At 45.6% G+C, this 21,080-nt stretch carries 17 protein-coding genes; 6 read left to right on the forward strand and 11 right to left on the reverse strand.

Going from position 1 to position 21,080, the window contains the following annotated elements; all coding sequences use genetic code 11:
* Positions 1-18 precede the first annotated feature (18 nt).
* From DR864_RS05800 to DR864_RS05815, 4 genes are read right to left on the reverse strand one after another with little or no spacing between them, the layout of a single operon-like run.
* A complete protein-coding gene (locus tag DR864_RS05800) occupies positions 19-2,379 on the reverse strand; it encodes a T9SS type A sorting domain-containing protein (protein ID WP_114066066.1) in 2,361 nt (786 codons plus the stop codon).
* Positions 2,380-2,393: 14 nt separating this feature from the next.
* Positions 2,394-3,560 (reverse strand): ATP synthase mitochondrial F1 complex assembly factor 1, encoded by a 1,167-nt coding sequence (locus DR864_RS05805; protein ID WP_114066067.1) that lies wholly within the window; start codon positions 3,558-3,560, stop codon positions 2,394-2,396.
* Between the two features lie 6 nt (positions 3,561-3,566).
* A complete protein-coding gene (locus tag DR864_RS05810; RefSeq protein ID WP_229599529.1) occupies positions 3,567-4,124 on the reverse strand; it encodes an RNA polymerase sigma factor in 558 nt (185 codons plus the stop codon).
* Positions 4,125-4,178: 54 nt separating this feature from the next.
* Positions 4,179-5,345: a hypothetical protein gene (locus DR864_RS05815; protein WP_162793571.1), complete on the reverse strand. Its 1,167-nt coding sequence runs from the start codon at positions 5,343-5,345 to the stop codon at positions 4,179-4,181.
* Positions 5,346-5,656: 311 nt separating this feature from the next.
* Here DR864_RS05815 and DR864_RS05820 point away from each other — a divergent pair, with 311 nt between their 5' ends.
* Positions 5,657-8,578 carry a T9SS type A sorting domain-containing protein gene (locus tag DR864_RS05820; protein ID WP_114066069.1) on the forward strand — a complete coding sequence of 974 codons (2,922 nt, stop codon included), beginning with the start codon at positions 5,657-5,659 and terminating at the stop codon, positions 8,576-8,578.
* An 86-nt stretch (positions 8,579-8,664) separates the two neighbouring features.
* Here DR864_RS05820 and DR864_RS05825 read toward each other — a convergent pair whose 3' ends face one another.
* The 5 genes from DR864_RS05825 to DR864_RS05850 all read right to left on the reverse strand — a co-directional run bounded on the left by DR864_RS05825 (position 8,665) and on the right by DR864_RS05850 (position 14,967).
* On the reverse strand, positions 8,665-9,450 hold the full coding sequence (locus DR864_RS05825) for an SDR family NAD(P)-dependent oxidoreductase (protein WP_114066070.1): 786 nt from the start codon (positions 9,448-9,450) through the stop codon (positions 8,665-8,667).
* A 30-nt stretch (positions 9,451-9,480) separates the two neighbouring features.
* Positions 9,481-10,539 carry a sugar phosphate isomerase/epimerase family protein gene (locus DR864_RS05830; protein WP_114066071.1) on the reverse strand — a complete coding sequence of 353 codons (1,059 nt, stop codon included), beginning with the start codon at positions 10,537-10,539 and terminating at the stop codon, positions 9,481-9,483.
* Positions 10,540-10,689: 150 nt separating this feature from the next.
* Entirely contained in the window at positions 10,690-13,266 is a 2,577-nt protein-coding gene (locus DR864_RS05835; RefSeq protein WP_114066072.1) for a DUF7133 domain-containing protein, read from the reverse strand.
* A 199-nt stretch (positions 13,267-13,465) separates the two neighbouring features.
* The gene (gene rbp, locus DR864_RS30170; protein ID WP_229599530.1) at positions 13,466-14,104 is read right to left on the reverse strand and encodes an RNA-binding regulator; all 639 of its coding nucleotides are present in this window, start codon (positions 14,102-14,104) and stop codon (positions 13,466-13,468) included.
* Between the two features lie 110 nt (positions 14,105-14,214).
* Positions 14,215-14,967 (reverse strand): DeoR/GlpR family DNA-binding transcription regulator, encoded by a 753-nt coding sequence (locus tag DR864_RS05850; protein ID WP_114066075.1) that lies wholly within the window; start codon positions 14,965-14,967, stop codon positions 14,215-14,217.
* Positions 14,968-15,030: 63 nt separating this feature from the next.
* On the opposite strand from DR864_RS05850, the gene nudK reads away from it, so the two are divergent.
* Entirely contained in the window at positions 15,031-15,612 is a 582-nt protein-coding gene (gene nudK, locus DR864_RS05855; RefSeq protein WP_114070171.1) for a GDP-mannose pyrophosphatase NudK, read from the forward strand.
* 3 nt (positions 15,613-15,615) lie between these two features.
* Here the strand turns inward: nudK and DR864_RS05860 are convergent, their stop codons facing one another.
* A complete protein-coding gene (locus tag DR864_RS05860) occupies positions 15,616-16,458 on the reverse strand; it encodes an N-acetylglucosamine kinase (RefSeq protein WP_114070172.1) in 843 nt (280 codons plus the stop codon).
* Between the two features lie 310 nt (positions 16,459-16,768).
* Here DR864_RS05860 and lipB point away from each other — a divergent pair, with 310 nt between their 5' ends.
* From lipB to DR864_RS30525, 3 genes are all read left to right on the forward strand, one after another.
* Positions 16,769-17,485: a lipoyl(octanoyl) transferase LipB gene (gene lipB / locus DR864_RS05865; protein WP_114066076.1), complete on the forward strand. Its 717-nt coding sequence runs from the start codon at positions 16,769-16,771 to the stop codon at positions 17,483-17,485.
* Positions 17,486-17,584: 99 nt separating this feature from the next.
* On the forward strand, positions 17,585-17,866 hold the full coding sequence (locus DR864_RS05870; protein WP_114066077.1) for a nucleotidyltransferase family protein: 282 nt from the start codon (positions 17,585-17,587) through the stop codon (positions 17,864-17,866).
* A gap of 138 nt (positions 17,867-18,004) precedes the next feature.
* Positions 18,005-18,217 (forward strand): HepT-like ribonuclease domain-containing protein, encoded by a 213-nt coding sequence (locus DR864_RS30525; protein ID WP_114066078.1) that lies wholly within the window; start codon positions 18,005-18,007, stop codon positions 18,215-18,217.
* 154 nt (positions 18,218-18,371) lie between these two features.
* Here DR864_RS30525 and DR864_RS05880 read toward each other — a convergent pair whose 3' ends face one another.
* Positions 18,372-18,776 carry a peptidylprolyl isomerase gene (locus DR864_RS05880; RefSeq protein ID WP_114066079.1) on the reverse strand — a complete coding sequence of 135 codons (405 nt, stop codon included), beginning with the start codon at positions 18,774-18,776 and terminating at the stop codon, positions 18,372-18,374.
* A gap of 375 nt (positions 18,777-19,151) precedes the next feature.
* On the opposite strand from DR864_RS05880, the gene DR864_RS05885 reads away from it, so the two are divergent.
* The gene (locus tag DR864_RS05885) at positions 19,152-21,056 is read left to right on the forward strand and encodes a RecQ family ATP-dependent DNA helicase (protein WP_114066080.1); all 1,905 of its coding nucleotides are present in this window, start codon (positions 19,152-19,154) and stop codon (positions 21,054-21,056) included.
* Positions 21,057-21,080: the final 24 nt, after the last annotated feature.

Genomic DNA, 21,080 nt, shown 5'->3' on the forward strand with positions numbered 1-21,080 from the left:
TTTTTTACTTATTTAGTTTCAATGAATAATGATTAATCGTTTTTTAATCTCTTCCCTGCCTACTTTTACCCGTATCCAATACAACCCAGGAGTCGCTTCTGCTTCATAATACCCTGCACGCACCTGTAAAGGCAATGAACGGCCCGTGGCGTCAAGCATCTCTACTAAGGTATTTTGCCCCTGAGGCGGTAGCGTCAATTGAAACCTACCATTCGTTGGATTGGGATAAACATTTACCAACTCAGTCAACGTAGGTTCCACACCAAGCGGCTGTAAAATCGTAATTCCCAACGCTTGGGAAGTATTACGGCAGCCGTCTTTGGTCACTCGTACGGCGTAGTTTCCGCTTTCTCCCGCTTCATACACCGAGTTGGTTTCTCCCGTGATTTCTATTCCATCCTTCAACCATTGATAGGTTAGACCCGTCCCTTCATTGGCCTTCAATCGGGCCTTCAATGGGGCATAAATCGGGCCTGTTACTTCAGGCGTAACGGTGGCTTCTACGGCAGGCTTTATTTCAACGACGGGCGATAAGGAAGAAACAGCGCAGACAGTATCCCGCACCAAAACGCGGTAAGTTCCTGGCGCAGTTGCGTCAAAAGTCGACTGTACGGCGGCGGGTAGGATTTGCCCATTGCGCTGCCATTGGTAGGACAAAAAATGGAGAGAATCGGTATTCGCAATCAAAGGCAACTTTTGTCCTTCGCAAAGGGCCGATGCCGTTGATTGAAGCGTAGCGGTAAGGTTCTCGTAGCAGGGCCGCGTGATTTTAGTGACGGAGGTAAAGTGCGAAAAGTTATCCCAATTGCCCATCGTCGCATCAGGATTCAGGGTAACCAACAATTGGGTAATCAGGTATTCATCTTTCTGTTCGTTGGAAGGATACGTTCCCGCCAGCATTCGTGCCTGACGGTTGGGGTCTTGCACTGGTAGCTTCACTGGCAGCGCCCAAATCAATCGCCCAGTCGTTGAAAATTTTGAAATACGAAATGTGTTAACCACATCCAAACCTGTCAATTTCAGGAAACTCGCCGCATTTGCATTCTTCTCAGAAATGGTTTCGGTCAGAAGCAGCGCTCCGTCACGGTCAAAACTTAAAATGGCATAAGAAGTAGGCCGTTCTACCGTCCAAGCGAGTTCCCCTTCGGGATTGACCGCATAGACTTTCTGGGTCGTGGTAAAATAAATCCATCCCTGATTATTTTCCACAAAATGAATAATCTTGTCGGAGAAAATAGGGCTTCCACTCGACGTCAGCAGAAACAGCTTATAATCGTTGTAGTAGTGCGTATATCCAAGAATTCTGCCGTTTGAATAAACCTTTAATTTGTTCAAATAGGCAGGGCCAGAGAATTTCCACTGCAACTGACCAGCACTATCAAATTTGATGAGTTCAGGAATGGCATAGTTTTTACGAAAAAGCAAAAATCCGTTGTCGGGCGTACTTTGGAAGGCAACATTATTGAGGTTATAGAAAGGCGGTAATTTAAGGGAAAGCGTTTCGGTTTTTTTTCCTTCCATATCAAATTTAAGAAGGCTTCCTGTCGAATCTTTTACCGTCAACACTACGAAGCGAGATTGTGCATCTTGACCCACAATTTTGGTCGAATAAACACTTGAATCGGCCAAAACACTCCATTTTTCGCGCCCAGTACTATCTACCAACACGAGATTTTTGACGGTAGTCAAAAGGAGAGAAAAATCCGTTTTAGAACGAATTTCTTTCTTGGCAATGTAGGCCGCAGTCCTATCATTCCCCAAAAAAGGCACATCAGATGCAGTAGGCTTATAAATGGAATCCTGCCAACGAAACAACGCTGAACGCATCGCATATTTCCACGCGACCTGTCCATTGTTGTCAACGCTTATGATGCTGTCGGGAACAAAAGCCCCATTTTCATGCAACGAAATCAGGAATCCTCCGTTGGTATTGGGCGTCAGTGCCCCCACCTTTAGAGGATTTTCGACACGTTTAAAAACGGCTTTTACATCACTGTTGGGATCATAAACGGTTGAGGTATAATAAACTTTATTGGTTTGAGGCTCGGTGATGCTCCCAGTTTCTACAAAATATCCATTGATAAAAGGCTGATACTCAAAATTATTGTTCAGCAAGTTGCGGTTATCCTTTTTAAAAGTACTGTCCACAAAAATGGTTCGATTCACGACCGTTGTACTGCATTTCAGGACACATTGTCGATACGGGAAACTAAACAGGATTGAACCGTTAGGCGTTTGATGGCTAAAAGGCCACCCAATGGCAAGCTCACCATTCAACGAAGTGCCGACTGATTTCTCCCACAGTTTATTGGAAATCAATTGCGCATGTACACACGCGCCCCAACCGCTTAGTGTCCACAAAAACAATAATTTTTTCATTGCTGTTCTCTGATTTATGGCATCATTCCCAAACTTACTTTCAATCCGAAATTGTACGGATTAACGCGCAATAAGCCGTTAGCCGTAGTTTTGCTTAATACACTGTAAGAGGCCGTTGGCTCTACGGTCATCCATACCCGTGGGGTAAGCAATTTCTGCATGCCCACCGAGATATGTCCCCAGACATAAGGTTGCCGACGGTCCATCTCTATCGCTGCTTCGGTACCAAGGCTTACAAAATACCTTTGTCGACCATTGGCGGCCAATTGGTATTGGCGGTCGGCACGAATTCCCACCAAATGCCATTCACTCATTTCTTCTGCCTGCTCTGTTTGCCAGCTCACTGTCGGTTGAGGGGTGAGAGTGCTTAGTTTGTATTCGTTGGTGCTCAAGGTATATTGCATTCGCTGACGCATTTGCGTATAACTAAGCCCCACACGCCAAGCTGACCGGTCATGCAATAACGTCAATTCCGTTCCAATGCGCAAACCGGTTCGGCTGCCATTTAAAGGATGTTCTGAGTGAATCTGTTGGATTTGCGCAGTTGCTTCGGGCAACACATACATTCGCTGATAAGTGGCCAACGGCATCACACTGATCGACCACAGTCTGATTGCGGAAGTAGATTTGACTGGAGATTGTAGCACATTTACCTGTGAGCTTCCTAATATGACCGTCGGCGCTTTGATTCCGTTCCCTTTCAATAATTCAGGCTGAAACGAAGGTGGAATTGCTGCTGCCGCCAACGTTGTCTTTTCGGGCTCAGTCAATGCAGGGCTCGGGCTATTTTGTTCTTTTTGGGGTTCAATTAAAGTCTTTGCGGAGGATATTTTTTCAGAAGCCAATGCAGTGGCCAGTTCATTTACAGTTACCTTAACGGTTTTAACCAATTGTTTATCAACAAACTGCACCTGCCTGCGCATTTTTACAGGTTGATTTGCGGAAGCGTCAATGTTGATTTTTGCCGTTGCCTGCAACCATTTGCTATGCACTGGTGCATGGCAAATACCGGCACAAAATACTCCTATCAAAGCCCCTAAAATGATTCTGGGCCAGACAGCATTTCGGGGGGCAGTCAGCAACCCTGCCTCAATACGTTGCCAGGCTTGCGGGTTGGGTTCAGACTCAAAATCCTTAAACATGCCCCCCAACAATTCCTTTAACTCATCATCGTCCTTCATATTGGTCTATAAAGTTATTGCCCAAAGGCCCATTGCTTTCAATTTTTGTTTCAGGATTTCCCGCGCTCTGGCCAACTGCGATTTAGATGTTCCTTCGGCAATACCGAGCATCTCCGCAATTTCCCGGTGGGTATATCCATCAATATAATACAGGTTGGCCACCAAACGGTAGCCATTAGGCATTTGATTGATTATGTTCAGTACTTCTTCCTGCGTCAATTGGTCATATACATTCGGCGTTTCGCTCCAGTCTTCCAAAATGGCTTCGTAGTTTACCTGCTCACTCTCATGTTGGTGTTGACGGTAGTAGTCAATGGCCGTCCGTACCACGGCTGATTTTACCCAATACACTACTGATTCGGGATTTTGCAGGGAACCAATGTTTTGGAAAATCTTCAGGAAGGCTTCCTGAAAAACATCCTCCGCTTCAGCAACTGTTCGCGTATAACGACGACAAATACCCATCATACGCCCTTTATACAAATTGTAAAAGGCATTTTGGGCCTGACGGTCATTGCGCTGACAGGCTTTTACTAAATCTATCTCTTTTTGAGATGCGGCCAAAATGGTAAACGTTTATGCTATATAGCTGATTCCTGAATACATTTTACTAAACTCTTATCCTGATTTTTTGTATTGATACAGCCATTTGCCGTTTCCATCAAAGAGAACCATGTAGCTATCTGCGTTTATTTTCACTTCAACTACATACTTTTCGGGAAGATTTTTGTCCGTCCGCTGCAACTTTCGGCCTCTAATCCATTGCCAGCTACTCCATTGGCTGTCAAGGTATTGACGCGTAGCATCGGGAATATCATTGGTACTAATGATCGAAGTTTTGATCACGAATGCGGTGCCCGTTCGGTAATCTGCCAGTGCTCGAAAGAGTTCCTGATTGGCATTTTTCCCGCGTGTTGTCCATTGGGCTTCTTTGCCAAACTGTCGTTCTCTCACGCTGTATTCCCATGTCCACCCAGGAGCCTGAGCCGTCATCAAAGCATTGAGTTGAGCGGGTGTCTCATTTTGGGGAGTCACTTCATAGCTTATTTCTTTTTCCAACGGGGCAATCCATTCCAGCACTTTGCCATCCGCTGCCAGCAGGATTTCAGTACTTGTAACGGATTTATTGGTCAGTTGGTAGTTGGTCAATACGATTTTGGCCGTTTGGTCTTCGTACACATACACCACTACGTGCGCCACGGCAAATTGATTTTGGGCAAAGAACTGACGAATGTGGGCGGGAATCCGCGCATCTTCCCTGATCTGCTCGGTGGTGGTGAGATAAAGGTTGGTCGTGCGGACAGGAGCAGCGGCGGGGACATCGGTTTCCAAAACGTTATTGCTGTTAAAACGAAGCTTTCGAATTTGGCCGTCTTTCATTTTTACCTCTACCAAAAAGCCCGCCGGCGTTTGCGCATCCCGCTGAATCACCGATGCCGATTCAATAAACCCTTGCTGCGCAATCCGATTGGCTTCGTTCCGAACAGCTACGGGCAGTTGCTGGGGTTTTCCAACTAATCGATTTTCAAAAAGAATTTCGCCGCTATCGTCTATCAACAATAAATTTCGGTGCATGGCCGACGGAAAATCAGCTTGCCATAATTCGCCGTTTGCCATTCTGGTAAGGCTTACATCAGACATGTTGGGATTGATGGCCCGAACCGATTCCACCACGGCCTGCGGTATCTGAGGCTCTTCAGGGATAATCGTATCTTTATTGACAACTGCGTCGCAAGACCAAAGCCCTCCTAAAATCCCGATTGCTATGTAACGTTTCAATGACATTATGAAAACTTTTAAACAATTGACCCGCTGTTTTTGGTACATGGCAGGTTGCTGAATCCATAGACGAAAGTAACCGCCCGTTGGGTTGTCTGCACCGGCAAAAAGGTTGATTATTTTTTAGAAAGATAGTCGAAATCACTAATATCCCGTCAAATCTCTCATTTTCACAGGGCCGTAGTCCCGAAATTTGACTGAATTAAACCATACAACCCTTTTACAGCATCTCCCGTCTATGCTATTGTGTTCCTCTTTTATCCATTCGGGAAGTACCGATACGGTACTTTCTAAACCATTGAATTTTAATTTATCCAATGAAAAAATCAGCCATCTTATTCTGTTTAGCTTGGGGCATCGTGACAATGGTGTATGCGCAAAAAAAGAAAATTTATGCATTTGACCCCAACTTCAAAAGTCCCGATTTTATTGGACAGCAAGTACTTCTCAGAACGTATAATCTCACCGCACCTGTTGTTTTGCCCGACGGCAAAATAATTGTTATCAACGATAATCGATTTGACTATATCAATGAAAAGCCAGCATCGGGCAACGTCTTCCGACTCAATAGGGATGGTAGTTATGATGAAACTTTCCAAGCGACCTTAATCCCGCAGATAGGTCTCTACCCTGTTTTCAAAGCCCTTCCTGATGGAAGACTGATCGGTGTTTTAGATAAAGGCGGTTCGGGCGTTACATTAACAATAGTCGGCTTCAACAACAAAGGGATAGACACTGTTTATACTAACCAATTCCCCTATTATGTTGACAACTACGCAATACAATCTGACGGAAAAATCATCCTCTTCAACTGGAAGATGGGATTATTCCGCTTACTGAGTGATGGAACACTCGATAATACTTTTCTTTTCCAAAAAGAAACAGGCGATACTTACGAGGGTGAATCAAACAATCGGTATGCAAGCTTGACATCCGATGATAAAATTCAGTTAGGGATTGTCCAAGATAACACCGTTAAAATAAGGATTTATGGCAAGGATGGTCAATTAGAAAAGATATTTAACCTTCGACAGAATGAGACTGATTTTTCTACTGTCGATAGGCAGGTAATGCAGGTATCTTTTTTTCCCGATGGGAAAATTTTTGCCAAAACCAGAACATGGGCGTTTAATACCAATACGTATGTCTATTCCTATTTCATTTTTAGTGCCGACGGCAGTTTGGAGAAAAGCAATCCTTTTCCCACGGGAGAAACAGATGAGTACTCAAATATTATTCTGCTGGCCGATGGCAATATCATTGAACCCAACCGGAAAATGCCGTACAAAATCATTACCAGTACCAATGAAGCCAAACCATTGATAAAGGACAGTGCACTGCGGCCTATGTATGGCAGGTACATTCTCACGCCCCTTGCCAATGATCAATTCCTGCTCTCCAATTATGTAGAAGGCCTCGTTTGGATCGACGGTTCAGGAAATGTGCTGCAAAAATCAAACGTCCGTCTTGCCCGGTCTAAAGTAAATGGCATCAGAGCACTTTTGAAAAATGACCAGATTTTGGTGGATATTCAGAATGGTTATAACGCTGATTTGTATCGACTCAATAAAGACGGGCGTATCGATAGCACAATTGCCTACCAATCAAAAAAACCTACGCTACCAGCAATGTATACACAGGGCTTTTTTGATACGCTTCAATACTATGGCGGTTCGAGCAACCATGCCTTTGCCTATGCTAAAAACAAAAGTGTATATGCTTTAAATGATGGCTCACTTCTCCTCAATCGAGAAACCGAGCCCAATGGTATTTTTGAATTTTTTTCCAACACTTACAGAATCAAGGCGGACGGTAGTATCGACAATAGATTTCTGAGAGATAGCGCAACCACACTTCCTTTACCTGACAATTTCTTTTTAGTAAAACAATGGAATTTCCATCCCAACACTACCAATGGAAGGTTTATCATTAATAATGAAGGCCAAAAAGTAAACCCTCAAAATGCGTTTCAAGAGTTTGTATTGAAGGATACTTTTATTTCTTATTGGTTGTTAAAAGATGGAAAAATCCTTGTATTGGAAAGAGTGAATGATCAACCTATTCTTTCCCGTCTCCTAGCCAATGGCGCACCTGATACCTCTTTTAAACCTATTTTAATGGACATCGATTTCTCCAGTGGTTTAAAAGAAATTCAAGCTAACAATAAACTGTTGATTGTAACCAATCTACAACTGTGGAGATTTAATAATGATGGACTTCCCGACAGTGCGTTCAAACCTGCTTTGCGTGTATCCTTCCCTCTGACTATCTATGAACAAGCAGACCAAAAAGTCTTGATTTTTGGTAGGTTCGGTGATGATGGCCATAACGAATTCTTTTTATTGAATAAGGATGGCTCTCCGGATAACACATTTGCTATTCCAAAAGAAATTAATCCAGCGCTTATCAGCAGTATTTACCCCATCTCAGATGCGGAGATTCTCATGGTCTATAAAGGGCGTATAGTGCGTTTGATTCTCGACTGCGCCTCACTCCAACCACAGATAAATGCCTCAAAAACCCAGGCTTGTGTCAATGAGAGCGTTAAACTAAGCATAGACCCGGTGCCGGGGTTTAGTTATCAATGGCAAAAAGACGACAAAGAATTAACGTCAGAGGGATTTAATATCGCAGTAAACACATCTGTGGCGGGTAGTTATAAAGTAGTGGCAAAGGATGCCGCTTGCGGTATACTCACTTCCGGGGCAGTAAATCTCACTTTTAGTCCAGTGCCTGAGGCGCGGATTGCCAAGATCACGCCTTTGGTGGGGTCAAATCCTGCGGCGGGCATATTTTCAGTGATTTTAGAAGCCAATGCAGGAACAGATTTGACCTACCAATGGCAAAAAGACAATGAAGATATTAAGGAAGCAACGGGCATTAGTTATGAAGCGAAGGATTCGGGCAGCTATACTGTAAAAGTGAACAGCGGAGGATGCAGTAAACGCTCGGAAGCCTTGTTTATCAATATCACACCGGCCGTGGTATTGGGAACCGATCGGCAGGAATCGAAAAATGGAATCAGTGTTTTTCCCAATCCTAACAATGGGCTATTTAGACTGGGTTTACCAACCGAGCTAAAAGAGGGAAAAGTCGAATTATTTGATGTTATGGGCAGGGCTTTGCCGTTCCATCAAAATGCAGACGAGTTTCAAGCCACCCATTTGAACAAAGGAACTTATGTACTCAGGGTAAGCAAAGGCTTGAAAACGATGACTACTAAGGTCGTAATTGAATAATGATTGAGGTTCCCGCCATTCATAAACGCATCATCAAACGTTAAAAAGTGCTCTCTTTCTGTGATTGAAAGAGAGTAACTTTTCATTTACCGTGCCGTCCAACCGCCATCCACGGTAAGCATTGAGCCTACCATATAAGTGGCGGCATCGCTGGCGAGAAAAATGGCCGCCCCCTGAATCTCACGGAGTAGCCCCCAACGCCCCAAGGCCGTTGCGCCCACCACAAATTTTTTAGACTCCTCAGTATCCGCAATCGGGACATTCATTTCGGTCAAAAAAGGCCCCGGACAAATGGCATTTACGTTGATATTGAAAGGTGCCAACTCCAACGCAAGCGCCCGGGTCATTTGTACCACCGCGCCTTTGCTTGCCGTGTAAGGCGTACGATTGGCCAAGCCCACCAACCCAAGTGTGCTGGCCATGTTGATGATGCTTCCGCGCTTGGCTTCCTTCATATAGGGAACCACCGCCCGTGAGCAAAGCCACGTACCGTTGACGTTGACATCCATTACTTTTTTAAAATCTTCGGGCGTTACTTCGTCAATGGCTCCCCTAATATTGATGCCTGCACTGTTGATTAAAATATCAATGCGACCAAAGGCGTCCATGGCCGTTTTGGCCATGGCTTCGGTTTGGGCCAAATCGGTCGTATCCGCACTGAAAGAGAGGGCTTTGACGCCAAACTCTTGGCTAATTTCACGTGCTGTTTGAGCACCTTCTTCTGCATTTCGGTTGACAATCATTACGTTGGCTCCCGCCGAGGCGAGCCCAGCGGCCATTGCTTGTCCAAGTCCTTTTGAACCTCCGGTAATGATGGCGGCCTTTCCTGTCAGGTCAAATTGTTTGATTCCGGGGAATTTTTCTCTATCCATTTGGGTGCAATTCAGAGGTAATTTTATTGGTTATTTAAGGCCTAATTTTTCTTTACTGTATTTCAAACTTTCCAATATATTATTTTCTTCCACCGCTAACCGCTCCTCGGGTGTTAACTGTGACACCCTCGGTAGCGCCAAAGCGTACTTGTTTTTTTTGACCATCTGAAGCGTTTGGGCAAATTCAGCCCCCGAAATACCGTCGAACGTGGCCCAATAGTCCGAATTCAAACACGGAATCATCAGCGGGTCGCGGGTAATCATTTCTAAACTGAACGTGACATTGGGGTTGTGTTGTTGACAAATGCCCACCAGTTTGGGCAAATCCAATATTCCTTTCCCCAGCGGTACTTCCGACAATAAAAATCCTTCGGCGTATTCTTCCACGGCCATGTCTTTGATGTGCGTACTGACAAGATACGGGGCCAACGCCTGCACTACGTCGGTAGGGTCTTCCAACAAGGCAATATTGTTTCCAAAATCTAAGGTTGCGCCAATCCATTCGCTGTTGATTTGCTTCAACGCCGCCACCAATTCTTTCGCCCGCCAATCTTTGTGGTTTTCGACCGCTAATTTGACTTTGTATTTGCGGAGAATCGGCTCGGCCAATTGCAGAGAAACCAACGAGCTTTTCTTAAAATCTTGAAAGGCCGCCGCCGAATGAAACACCTCATAGCGCCGCCCACCCGAACAGACCGTCCGCAGGATTTGGGCACCCGCTTCACGGGCATTTTTAACTTCATTCTCAAACGCAGCAACATCTTCTGGCTTTTTGGGCAAACCAATGGAGCCTTCTACGTAAAGTCCTAACTTCTCCCTTCGGTCGCGTACCTTTTGGGCAAAATCAAGACTCCAATCTTTCACTACCACCTGTATGCCCCCTGCGCCTATTTGGTGACAATGTTCCAGCAAATCAACGGCGTTTTGAAACCCGGGGTATTTAGTACTTTGGACCTTTGAGTTCCATCTACTCGCGTACGAATGTACCACGATGCCCATACGGGTGGAGGCCATCGACAAAGGAAATTCAGGCAACGAAAGCGCCGTGAAACCCAAGGCAGTGTTCTGTATAAATTGGCGTCTTTTCATTGTTATTGATTACGATTTGTAAATGACTCGAATGGCGAGTGCGTATGTTTTTGTAAATCCATTCATCACGGGCATCATTCAAAATTCTTACCTCTTACCTCCTTTTCCCATCTCAACTACTCGCTCCTCGCTTCTGACTCCTCGCTCCTCCTACTTCGTATCAACCACATACTGATTCAATTCTTTGGCCGTCCAAGGCACTACTCTTCCCTGCGAAGTATGTCTGGTTTTACCAACAATTCCCTTGCTTACTGGCCCTGCATTGTTACCCCATTCGTTGCGGATATACATCAAAATAGCCATGATAGCCCCATCGTCCATGGTAGAATGCGAAGGCATAACAGGCAGAATATCAGGAACATCGTACAGCTTCCCTGCCACATCAAGCGGGCCTTCCATGCCGTGCAATACAATGAGCGCCAGTCGTTTTTCATCGCCCAACACCCACGAAGATTCTACCAAGGGTGGCCCAAAACGACTAAGTCCTGCCCCGTCACTCCCGTGGCAACCCGCGCAAGTAGTAAGATAATGTTGACGCCCCAGCGCAAACTGTTGCTGCTGTTCATCATTCAATAAAGGCTGCTGCACTTGGCTCGCCTGAGCTACGTGGCCCGGCCATTCAAACAACGCCGAAGCGGTTTGCAGTCGCGTTTTTTGGAGAGGCTCCCAGTCGGTACGAGCAAACAACGCAGGGGCCGACGAAAGTTGAATGGGTTTAAGCTTGCGGTTTTTCCCCTGAATAGACATCGCGGTAAGCATGGCTTTCTGCTGCCAACCAAAAGACGCTTTATCGACATCCAACATTGCTAACAACGCCGACATTTCCTTGGTATTCCGTTTACGAACAACGGCCGTCGTCAGCATTTCTAGAAATATTTCTTTTTCTGGTTGAGACGTTTGCCATTGAGGTGATGTCAACAACGATGCTAAAAAGTTAAACTCACGATTGTACAAACTGCTCATGACGGCATCACGCATCAACGGAAAAGTGATATTTTGTGCTAATATTTTCGCCAATAACGATTGAGCATCATTTGGTTCAAGGACGTAGGCCGAAAGGGCCATTTGAAGTACCTGTTCGGGAGCGACTTTCTCTCCTATCTGCCCGAGAGCTTGCGCTAATCTCACGCGCACCGCCGCATCTTTTATGGCAAAAGGTTCCAATAAACGCAACGCGTTGGCGCTGATAAGGGGATTTTTATCCGTTAATAATGTAAAAAGAAGAGCTTCTGAGGTTGAATGCAGGCCTTCGAGCGTCCATAAAGCATGAAAACGACCTAATTGATTGGCTCCGTTTAGCACCAAATCAGTCAATAACGGAATGCTTTGTTTATCATTTCGCTCAACGAGCAAACGTTGCGCCATGTCTCGTTGCCACCCGTCGGTATGCGACAGGGCCGCCACCAACTCCGCCGAAGATGTCTTCGATAACTTACGCGGTTTGGACGGCTTCCAATCGGTCGGAACGATCCGCCAAATACGTCCCCGATTAATGGGTTGCATCAATTTTCGGTTGAGCGTTTGCTGTTTTAAATAGGGAGTTACGTAGGCCCCGTGCTGAATGAGTCCACGGTACATATCAGCTACGTACAAGGCTCCGTCAGGTCCAGTAGTCAAAGCTACTGGACGGAAACGTTCGTCGGTCGAAGCCAGAAATTCTTTACCCGGGTGCGGGTCGCGGGCCGATACCATAAAACCCGTTTTGTCTACCGCATTACGTTTGATGAGATTTCCTGCAGGCTCACACACAAATACGTTTCCGTTGTATTCTTTTGGGAAAACACCGCCCCTCAGCACCAACGGAGAACACGCGGCCGTAAACTCCAGCAAGCGTCCCGAAGCATCCAATGTTCCAGGAATATACCCCCGATTGACGGCGGGATTGGGCCGTATCGGATAAATCCGGCGGTCAATCGTAAAACCATGATCGATACCCGTAGTAGGCGTGTGATTTTTATTGCGCGAAAGGTAATTGGGCGGTACCAAATCCCCGTGCAACTGCGACCAGTTATAGTTGTAATAAAGACGTCCTTCGTCATCGTGACTCATGCCCCATTGCCCCCGAAACTCGGTGCTGTCGCGGCGCCATTTTCCGCCTTCAAGCCGATACCGTAAGCGCGATTTGGCGTTGTAAATCCAGTTGTCAGTGTTGAGCATCAGACCATTGTCTGTATGTTCGGGCAAGCCATTACGGGCGTAGGTAGAATCAAGGAGTATTTTAGATTCGGCTTTTAGATTTCCGTCCAAGTCTTGTGCCAACCACAGGGAATTATTGGCGGCCACAAGCGCCCCACCTTTGACCAGCGCAATGGCGCGGGGCATCACCAATCCATCCAAAAAAATGGTACTGTGGTCCATCGTTCCGTCGCCGTTTTTATCTTCTAGCACCGAAATCCGCCCTACGCGCTTTTCCTCCCCTTCACCGTCGATGGTGGGCATAAAACCCCTCATTTCAACCACCCAAAGCCGTCCGTCTTCATCAAACGTAACCACTACTGGTGCCTGAATCATTGGTTCGGAAGCCACTAATTGTATTTTAAACCCTGGTTCGAGCTGAAAGGTCAATTTTTCTTCGGCAGGTGTTTTAGCGGGCGAAGGTCCCTCCTTTTGTTGGGTCGACAACAGGGCAAATAAACTCAAAGCCCCTGCCAAGCCGATACATATAGCCCCACCCGAGCACGCTTTGAATGCCTTGTATAATTTAGCTTCGAAGTTAAAACGAGTCATTAGAAAGGTGTTTTTTGGTAGCTAACCTTGCTATTGACTTTACAAGAATAAATTGAACAATTTTTACTGAATCAATTTTAAGAAGCGAAGCGCGACAAGGGCGATGTAGCAAAACCATGCTTATCATTCACCCCTCTAAAACGAATAAAAAAAGCCGATTCTTTCGAATCGGCTCCCTACAGAAATCATGTAGTTATTATTACCAACGTTTCTTGAAATCGTTGTCACGGCCACCACCGCCGCCGCCATAGCCGCCACGGCTTCCGCCGCCGCCACTGCCACCGCGGTTACCGCCGCCGCCAAAACCGCCGCCGCCACCAGTGCGTGGGCGATCTTCACGGGGACGTGCTTCGTTTACAACGAGCACTTTACCCATAAAATCAAATTCATTCAACTGTGAAATGGCTTGCTTAGCCTCGTCGTCATTAGGCATTTCGACAAAAGCGAAACCCCGGCTCTTACCCGTAAACTTGTCCATGATAATGCGGGCAGAAGATACCTCGCCAAATTCCTCGAATAATTCGCGTAATTCGTCATCGTTCGCCTTGAACGGGACGTTTGCTACATAAATGTTCATTTGTTTGATCAGTAAAAACGTTTGGTGCGCTACGGACGGCCTTCGATCTAAACTCCGTCCGACAGATGACAAGTACGCAGCAATGCGGTCGAGAGAAACAGAGAAACTTCCAATAGCGAGACAAAGGTAAAAACTAATTTTCTCATTTTTTATATCCCTTCCAAGGATTTTACAGAAATTTCTCAGAAAAGCGCAACCCAAAAGTGATTTTTTCCGTACGTACATTTTGTAAGGCTGAGGGAGCTTAGACTTACAGGGCATGTTTGCCTTTATTATTTGAGGAACGCACACGCGCAAGTCGGGGACAGCAACTGCCGTCCTCGACTTTTTTTGTTTTTAAAGGGAATAAATAAAGAATTTTTAGCCGTTATTTATTGATTTAAAACCCGCAAACCCGCGTTTTTAAATCCGTCTATTTTGTCTTCTGCCTGCTCATCGGTCACCAATACATCCACCAATTGAAGCGGTGCAAATGTCAGGTATTGGTTTCTGCCTAACTTGGAAGAATCACACAACACGTAAGTTACATGGGCCTGGGCGGCCATTGCTTTGGTCATTTCAGCTTCTTTTTCGCTTCCTGCGCTCAAGCCGTTTTCGGCTGAAATGCCATCTACTCCCAGAAAGGCTTTGTTGGCACGGTACCGTTGAATGTGTTGGGTGGCAATGATTCCATGAACCGCCTGACGCTCATTGTCCAATTCTCCACCAATCAAATTGATGGAAACTTCCGTATTCATCAGCTCATACACTACGGGCAGAGAATTGGTAATGACCTTTATTTTTTTGTTTTTGATGAACGGGCAAAGTCGAAAAACGGTGCTGCCACAATCCATAAAAATCACGTCTCCGTCGTTGATTTCAGCCGCTGCCAAACGACAGATATGCTCCTTTTTTTCGGCATTGACCCCTGATTTTTGCGCAAAACTGACCGGTGGGTTCACCAGACTCAATTTCATGGCTCCGCCGTGGGTGCGGTAAATGAGGCCATCGGCCGCCATTTGCCCCAAATCGCGCCGTATCGTAATCTCCGAAGTATCAATCAATTGGGCCAATTCCTTGACTTCTGCCTCCCCTTTCTCTTCAACGATTTTTAAAATGATTTGCTTTCTGCTTTGATAACTCATCGTAATCTATTTATTTTGCTCAAAAATAATCATTTTCAATCAAAAACAATCAATTTGGCAGCCATGAATAACCCAAACGTTAAAATCATTGAAGAAAAACTGCTTTCAGACAATTGGTATACACTCAAAAAAATCACCTTTGACTACCGAAATCCTGCGGGGCAATGGGCCCAACAATCACGGGAAGCCTACGACCGGGGCAACGGCGCCGTGATTCTTCTTTACAACTCTGAAAGCCAAAGCGTAATTCTTACCCAACAATTCAGAATGCCAACCTACGTCAACGGTAACGCGACGGGAATGTTAATTGAGGCTTGCGCGGGATTGCTCGACAAAGATAACGCCGAAGATTGTATTAGAAGGGAGACCGAAGAAGAAACGGGCTATCGAATTACGCAGGTGAAGAAAATTTTTGAAGCCTACATGTCGCCCGGTTCCGTAACCGAAATTCTTTACTTTTTCGTCGCCGAATACCACAAAGACATGAAAGTCAACGAGGGAGGCGGAGCCGAACATGAGCAAGAAAATATTCAGGTGTTGGAGCTTCCCTTCCAACAGGCGCTCCAAATGATAGAAACGGGCGAAATCAAAGACGGAAAAACAATTATGTTGCTTCAATACGCCCAAATTCACGGGCTTTTGTAAAATTCATTGCGGCCGATGGTACAGCGCCAAACCTGCAATGGGCGTTTCCATAATGTGCCCCACTACAATGCCTTTTTCGGCAGCAGCGCGGCGCAGAATATCGCTGTAATAAAAAGCAACCGAGCCCACAAAATGAGCTTTATATTTTTGATAATCAGGAAGTTTGCAGACGTACTTTGTCAAAAACTCAATAAATGCATCATACACCAATTTGTACGCAAACGGGTGACTGCGATTGTCGAATAAAAACTTAGAAAAAGTAGCAAAGTAGCGATTGGGAAACGGTTTTTTGTACGCATTTTCCAACACAATTTCACGGTTCAGCCCGTAGCGTTTGGCAAATTTTTCCGCCAAATCTTCGGGCATTTCTTTCTGTAAAAACGCTGTTACGAGGGTTTTACCCAAATAACCGCCGCTGCCTTCGTCGCCAAGCCAAAAGCCCAGCGAGGGGATTTTATCGGCAATGTCGCGCCCATCATATAAACAGTTGTTGGAGCCAGTGCCCAAGATACAGGCAATGCCCGCTTCGTGTCCGCAAAGCCCACGCGCTGCGCCGAGCATATCACTATCTACTTCGATGGTTTGGGCCGTTGGAAAAACCGCCTGCAAACCACGTCGAACAATGGCGCAGGGCTCTTCTCCTGCGCAACCAGTACCGTAAAAATGAATTTCGGTCACTTCACCCTCGACGACAGGCAGTAAGTGTTGGGTCAATTCGGCCGCGATGGATTCCGAGGTTTGGTAATAAGGGCTCAATCCTATCGTTTTTGCCTGTTGAATTCCTCCTTGTGGGTTGATGATGCGCCAATCGGTTTTGGTCGCGCCGCTATCTGCTATTAAAATCATATTTTTTTCTATCACTCCTTTTTCAGTCGCATTTTTTGTCATTCCATTTTTTTGTCATTCCGTAGGAATCTAATGACAGATAAAATGCACCGCTATAATAGCGCATTCAAAAGACCCTTAGCAGGGTGACAAAATGGTATTTTTTTATTAGAATAATTTCTTAACTATGAACACACTAAGCCAAGCTCTGAGTAACGAACCAACTGCATAAAAAATTCGTATTGTTGGTCAGGTACTTGAATGGTTATTTAACACATAGCCGTAAGTGTCTCGACAAAGTTAGGTAATTTCGCCTTTTCGTTAGTGATGTATGAACACCGTATTGAACAAAAAAGTCCGTTTTGAGGAATTAAACCTGATTGATTACCAGCAGGCCTGGGACTATCAGGAGAAGCTTTTGGCCGAAAATGTAGCCATCAAAGCCCACAATCGGAATGCTCCCGCTGACCAACAACGCAGCACCACCAATCACCTGCTTTTCTGCCAGCATCCGCACGTCTACACGCTGGGCAAAAGCGGACATCCTGATAATTTATTGGTTGACGCAACCCAATTGACTGAAATACAGGCCACTTACTATAAAATCAATCGCGGTGGTGATATTACCTACCACGGCCCCGGACAATTGGTCGGCTATCCGATTCTGGACTTAGAGAATTTCTTCACCGATATTCACCGCTACATGCGTACGCTGGAAGAAGCCATCATTTTGACCTGCGCCGACTATGGCCTGTTGGCTGGGCGCATCGATGGACTGACGGGCGTGTGGCTGGATTTTGAAACCCTACAAAACCCGCGCAAGATATGCGCTATGGGCGTAAAATGCAGTCGCTGGGTCACGATGCACGGTTTTGCGTTTAATGTCAACACCGATTTATCGTATTTTGGGCACATCGTCCCCTGCGGCATCACCGACAAAGCCGTGACTTCTCTGCAACAAGAACTCGGACGCGAACTCCCTATGGCTGAAGTAGAAGAAAAGGTAAAAGGGCATTTGGCCGCTTTGTTTGGGATGGAGTGGGTGTAATTGATGCCGTTTTTGGGGATTCTGCTGACACAAAAAATTGGCAGTGTTGTCACCGCCAAGGGCCAAATTTCTTAATTTTACTGAAAATACATTTCACCAATGATTTCGGCTATCCTGCAACAGAAAATAGTAGACTATCTCAAACCCTACAAGCCAACTCGGGTGGGTATTTTTGGATCATATGCCCGCAACCAGCAACGACAGGACAGCGATTTGGATATTTTGGTCAATTTTGAAAAAACGGTCAATTTATTAGACTTCGTTGGCATTGAGATGGATTTAACAGACATTCTTGGCATCAAAGTGGATTTGGTCTCAGAAAAGTCCATCCTGCCCGCCATGCGACCTTATATTGAAAAAGATTTACACATTCTCCTGTGAAGAAAGAACCCCATATTTACGTTGGACATATTTTACAGTGCATTACATCCATTCTTGAATATACATCAGGGATGAATGAAGATGACTTTTTACGCAACAAACTCGTTCAAGACGCTGTATTAAGAATACTTTGAGGTAATCGGTGAAGCCGCAAAGCAAATTGATACCCCCTTTCGTGAGCAATACACTCAAATCCCTTGGCGAAAAATGGCGGGCCTGCGGCACAAACTCATTCACGATTATATGGGTGTAGATTTATGGGCGGTATGGGAAATCGTAGTCACTATTTTACCACAACAGGCAATTGATTTCAAGAATATAGTGAATGATTTAGAAAAGAATAATTTCTAGCCGTTGTGTGTGTGTTTACCCACAGTTTTTACGATGCCTGATTTTCTCCGATTTTTTGCCGTTGTGGGTGTTTTTCACCCACAATTTTTATGATGCCTGATTTTCTTCAACTATTATGGGTATTTCCTAACTATAACTTTATCCAAAAAGGCTACTAGTCCCATATTCTTATTAAAATGTGTCTTGTCAATACCTCCTTTCCTTTTTTATCTAATAACTGAGCAATATGATAGCCAAATTGTGTTTTAAAAGGCTTTGAACTCTCATTTAATTTAAGTCCCAAGATAATTTTCTGAAAATCTGGATCTAATATTTCATATGAGCACCAGTCAATTTTACCCCCATCATTAAAATTACTTGGGTCTTGAGAATATTTTTCGGCTAAGGTCTCAAACTTATTACCTGAAAGAAGCATGCTATAAATTTTCTCTATTTCCTGCTTTGCAAGGCTGTCGTTGTATCTTTCAGGATTATTGGTTGTATATATATCAGCGGCACCTTGTGCAATTAATCTATCACTAACCAATAAAAGGGAAAGTATTAAAAGAATCAGTTTCATACGAATTTAGAGTTAAAAGTATATTATTTATTTTAGCTGTTTTTTGCCCTCGGGGTGTTTTTTACAATGCCCGATTTTATTCAAATATTAGGGACATTTCCTAATCATAACTTTATCAAAAAGCTCGGCGGTGAAAGAAAACCCCGTCAAGGGCTTACCCATTTCCGTTCAGCAACATTTTTGGCCGTTGTGGGTGTTTCTCACCCACAACTTTTACAAAGCATGATTTTCTCCCGGTAGTATGGCTTGGCGGTGAAAACACCACCAAGGGCATGATAGACACCGCCAAGGGCTTGCCCCCTCTACTTTCAGCAACATTATAAAATTTTATTTACTTCCCCAACCATTACCTTTGCGCTTTATTAGTACCTGTCCATGATTCACGAGATTCTTAAACAATACTGGGGATACGACCAATTTCGGCCTTTACAGGAAGATATCATTCAGTCTGTGCTGGCCAAGCGCGATACCTTGGCCCTGTTGCCCACGGGCGGCGGTAAGTCGCTGTGTTTTCAAATTCCTGCCTTGGCCATGGAGGGCGTTTGCATTGTGGTTACCCCGTTGATTGCCCTCATGAAAGACCAGGTGGAGCAACTGCGGCGGCGACACATCATGGCCGCCGCCATTTATTCGGGCATGAACTGGCACGAAATCGACATTGTGCTCGACAACTGCATCCACGGCACCACCAAGTTTTTGTACGTTTCGCCCGAGCGGCTCCGGGCCGATATTTTTTTGACGCGGGCCAAGATGATGAAAATCAACCTGCTCGCCATCGACGAAGCGCACTGTATCTCGCAATGGGGTTACGATTTTCGACCTTCGTACCTGCAAATTGCCGAGTTTCACGCCCTGATTCCAGACGTGCCCATCATCGCCCTCACTGCCTCGGCCACCGAGCCCGTAAAGCTGGATATTTGCGAAAAGCTACAAATGCGCGAACCTGCCGTTTTTCAGGCGACGTTTGCCCGTTCCAATCTTTCGTATTCGGCTTTTTTTGAAGAAAACAAAGACTCCCGCCTTGTCAGAATATTGCAGAACGTGCCCGGTTCGGCCATTATTTACGTGCGCAACCGCCGTCGCACCAAAGAAGTGGCGGATTGGCTGAACCGACAAGGCATTCGGGCGGAATTTTACCACGCGGGCATCCCCACCAAACAGCGCGGCGAAAAACAGGAAGCTTGGATTCGCAACCGCGTGCGGGTCATGGTGGCCACCAATGCCTTTGGCATGGGTATCGACAAACCCGACGTGCGGGTGGTGATTCACATCGACCTGCCCGATAACCTCGAAGCCTACTACCAAGAAGCGGGACGCGCTGGGCGAGATGGCCAAAAAGCCTACGCTGTGGCGCTGTATTCGCCCAAAGACCTGAACGAACTTGTACGCAACGTAGAGCAAAAATACCCGCCCATTGAGCTGGTCAGGCGCGTGTATCAGGCATTGGCCAATTTTTACCGCGTGCCCGTGGGTGGCGGCGAACTGGAGTATTTCGACTTTGATTTACAGACCTTTACAGGAACGTTTGGCTTGCCCGCTTCCGAAACCCATTACGCTATCAAATTGCTTGAAGAAGAAGGTTTTCTGCAATTGAGCGACGCGTACAACAGCTCGTCAAAGATTCACATTGTGGTCGACAATCGCGCGTTGTACGACCTTCAACTCAAATATCCGCAGTACGATAGTTTTATCAAATTGCTGCTGCGAATATACGGCGGCGAAATTTTCACGCAGTTTGTCAACATTTCCGAAACCGTCATCGGGCAAAAACACTACATCATGGAACCCGACGTGGTGAAGATGCTGCAAAGCCTGCATGATTTGGGTGTTTTGGTGTACGAAAAGCAACGCGACAAGCCGCAATTAAGCTTCCTGACGCCCCGCTACGACGCCGACATGATGCCCATCAATGCCTTGGCGATTCAGGAAAAACACAGGGCCGACCTTGAGCGCATCGAGGCCGTTGCCAATTATGTGCAGCATTCCACTCGCTGCCGCACCCAGTTGTTGCAACAGTATTTTGGAGAACACACCGACGAACGTTGCGGAATTTGTGATAACTGTTTGGCGAAAAAGAAAAAAACGCCCGCCAATCCCGAAAACGGCAAGCTCAAAGCAGAGATTTTGCGGCTGCTAAATTTAAGCCCACTCACGCCCCAACAGTTGGTAGCATCCTTCGGCATTAAAAACGAACAAGCCGCCATTGACACCATTCGGGAACTATTAGAGGATGAAGTGGTTCTCTATGAAGGAGAAGGCACATTGCGACTGCGTCAGTAGTGCAATGACAGGAATCTCTTAAAA

It is taken from the genome of Runella rosea, from assembly GCF_003325355.1.
Classification (GTDB): domain Bacteria; phylum Bacteroidota; class Bacteroidia; order Cytophagales; family Spirosomataceae; genus Runella; species Runella rosea.

Bases quoted from the DNA above. Each gene is read 5' to 3' on its own strand.
- DR864_RS05800 (WP_114066066.1), bottom strand. From the start codon at position 2,379: ATGAAAAAATTATTGTTTTTGTGGACACTAAGCGGTTGGGGCGCGTGT.
- DR864_RS05860 (WP_114070172.1), bottom strand. From the start codon at position 16,458: ATGATTTTAATAGCAGATAGCGGCGCGACCAAAACCGATTGGCGCATC.
- lipB (WP_114066076.1), top strand. From the start codon at position 16,769: ATGAACACCGTATTGAACAAAAAAGTCCGTTTTGAGGAATTAAACCTG.
- DR864_RS05850 (WP_114066075.1), bottom strand. From the start codon at position 14,967: ATGAGTTATCAAAGCAGAAAGCAAATCATTTTAAAAATCGTTGAAGAG.
- DR864_RS05820 (WP_114066069.1), top strand. From the start codon at position 5,657: ATGAAAAAATCAGCCATCTTATTCTGTTTAGCTTGGGGCATCGTGACA.
- DR864_RS05805 (WP_114066067.1), bottom strand. From the start codon at position 3,560: ATGAAGGACGATGATGAGTTAAAGGAATTGTTGGGGGGCATGTTTAAG.
- DR864_RS05885 (WP_114066080.1), top strand. From the start codon at position 19,152: ATGATTCACGAGATTCTTAAACAATACTGGGGATACGACCAATTTCGG.
- DR864_RS05835 (WP_114066072.1), bottom strand. From the start codon at position 13,266: ATGACTCGTTTTAACTTCGAAGCTAAATTATACAAGGCATTCAAAGCG.
- DR864_RS05815 (WP_162793571.1), bottom strand. From the start codon at position 5,345: ATGTCATTGAAACGTTACATAGCAATCGGGATTTTAGGAGGGCTTTGG.
- nudK (WP_114070171.1), top strand. From the start codon at position 15,031: ATGAATAACCCAAACGTTAAAATCATTGAAGAAAAACTGCTTTCAGAC.
- rbp (WP_229599530.1), bottom strand. From the start codon at position 14,104: ATGCCCTGTAAGTCTAAGCTCCCTCAGCCTTACAAAATGTACGTACGG.
- DR864_RS05825 (WP_114066070.1), bottom strand. From the start codon at position 9,450: ATGGATAGAGAAAAATTCCCCGGAATCAAACAATTTGACCTGACAGGA.
- DR864_RS05880 (WP_114066079.1), bottom strand. From the start codon at position 18,776: ATGAAACTGATTCTTTTAATACTTTCCCTTTTATTGGTTAGTGATAGA.
- DR864_RS05830 (WP_114066071.1), bottom strand. From the start codon at position 10,539: ATGAAAAGACGCCAATTTATACAGAACACTGCCTTGGGTTTCACGGCG.
- DR864_RS05870 (WP_114066077.1), top strand. From the start codon at position 17,585: ATGATTTCGGCTATCCTGCAACAGAAAATAGTAGACTATCTCAAACCC.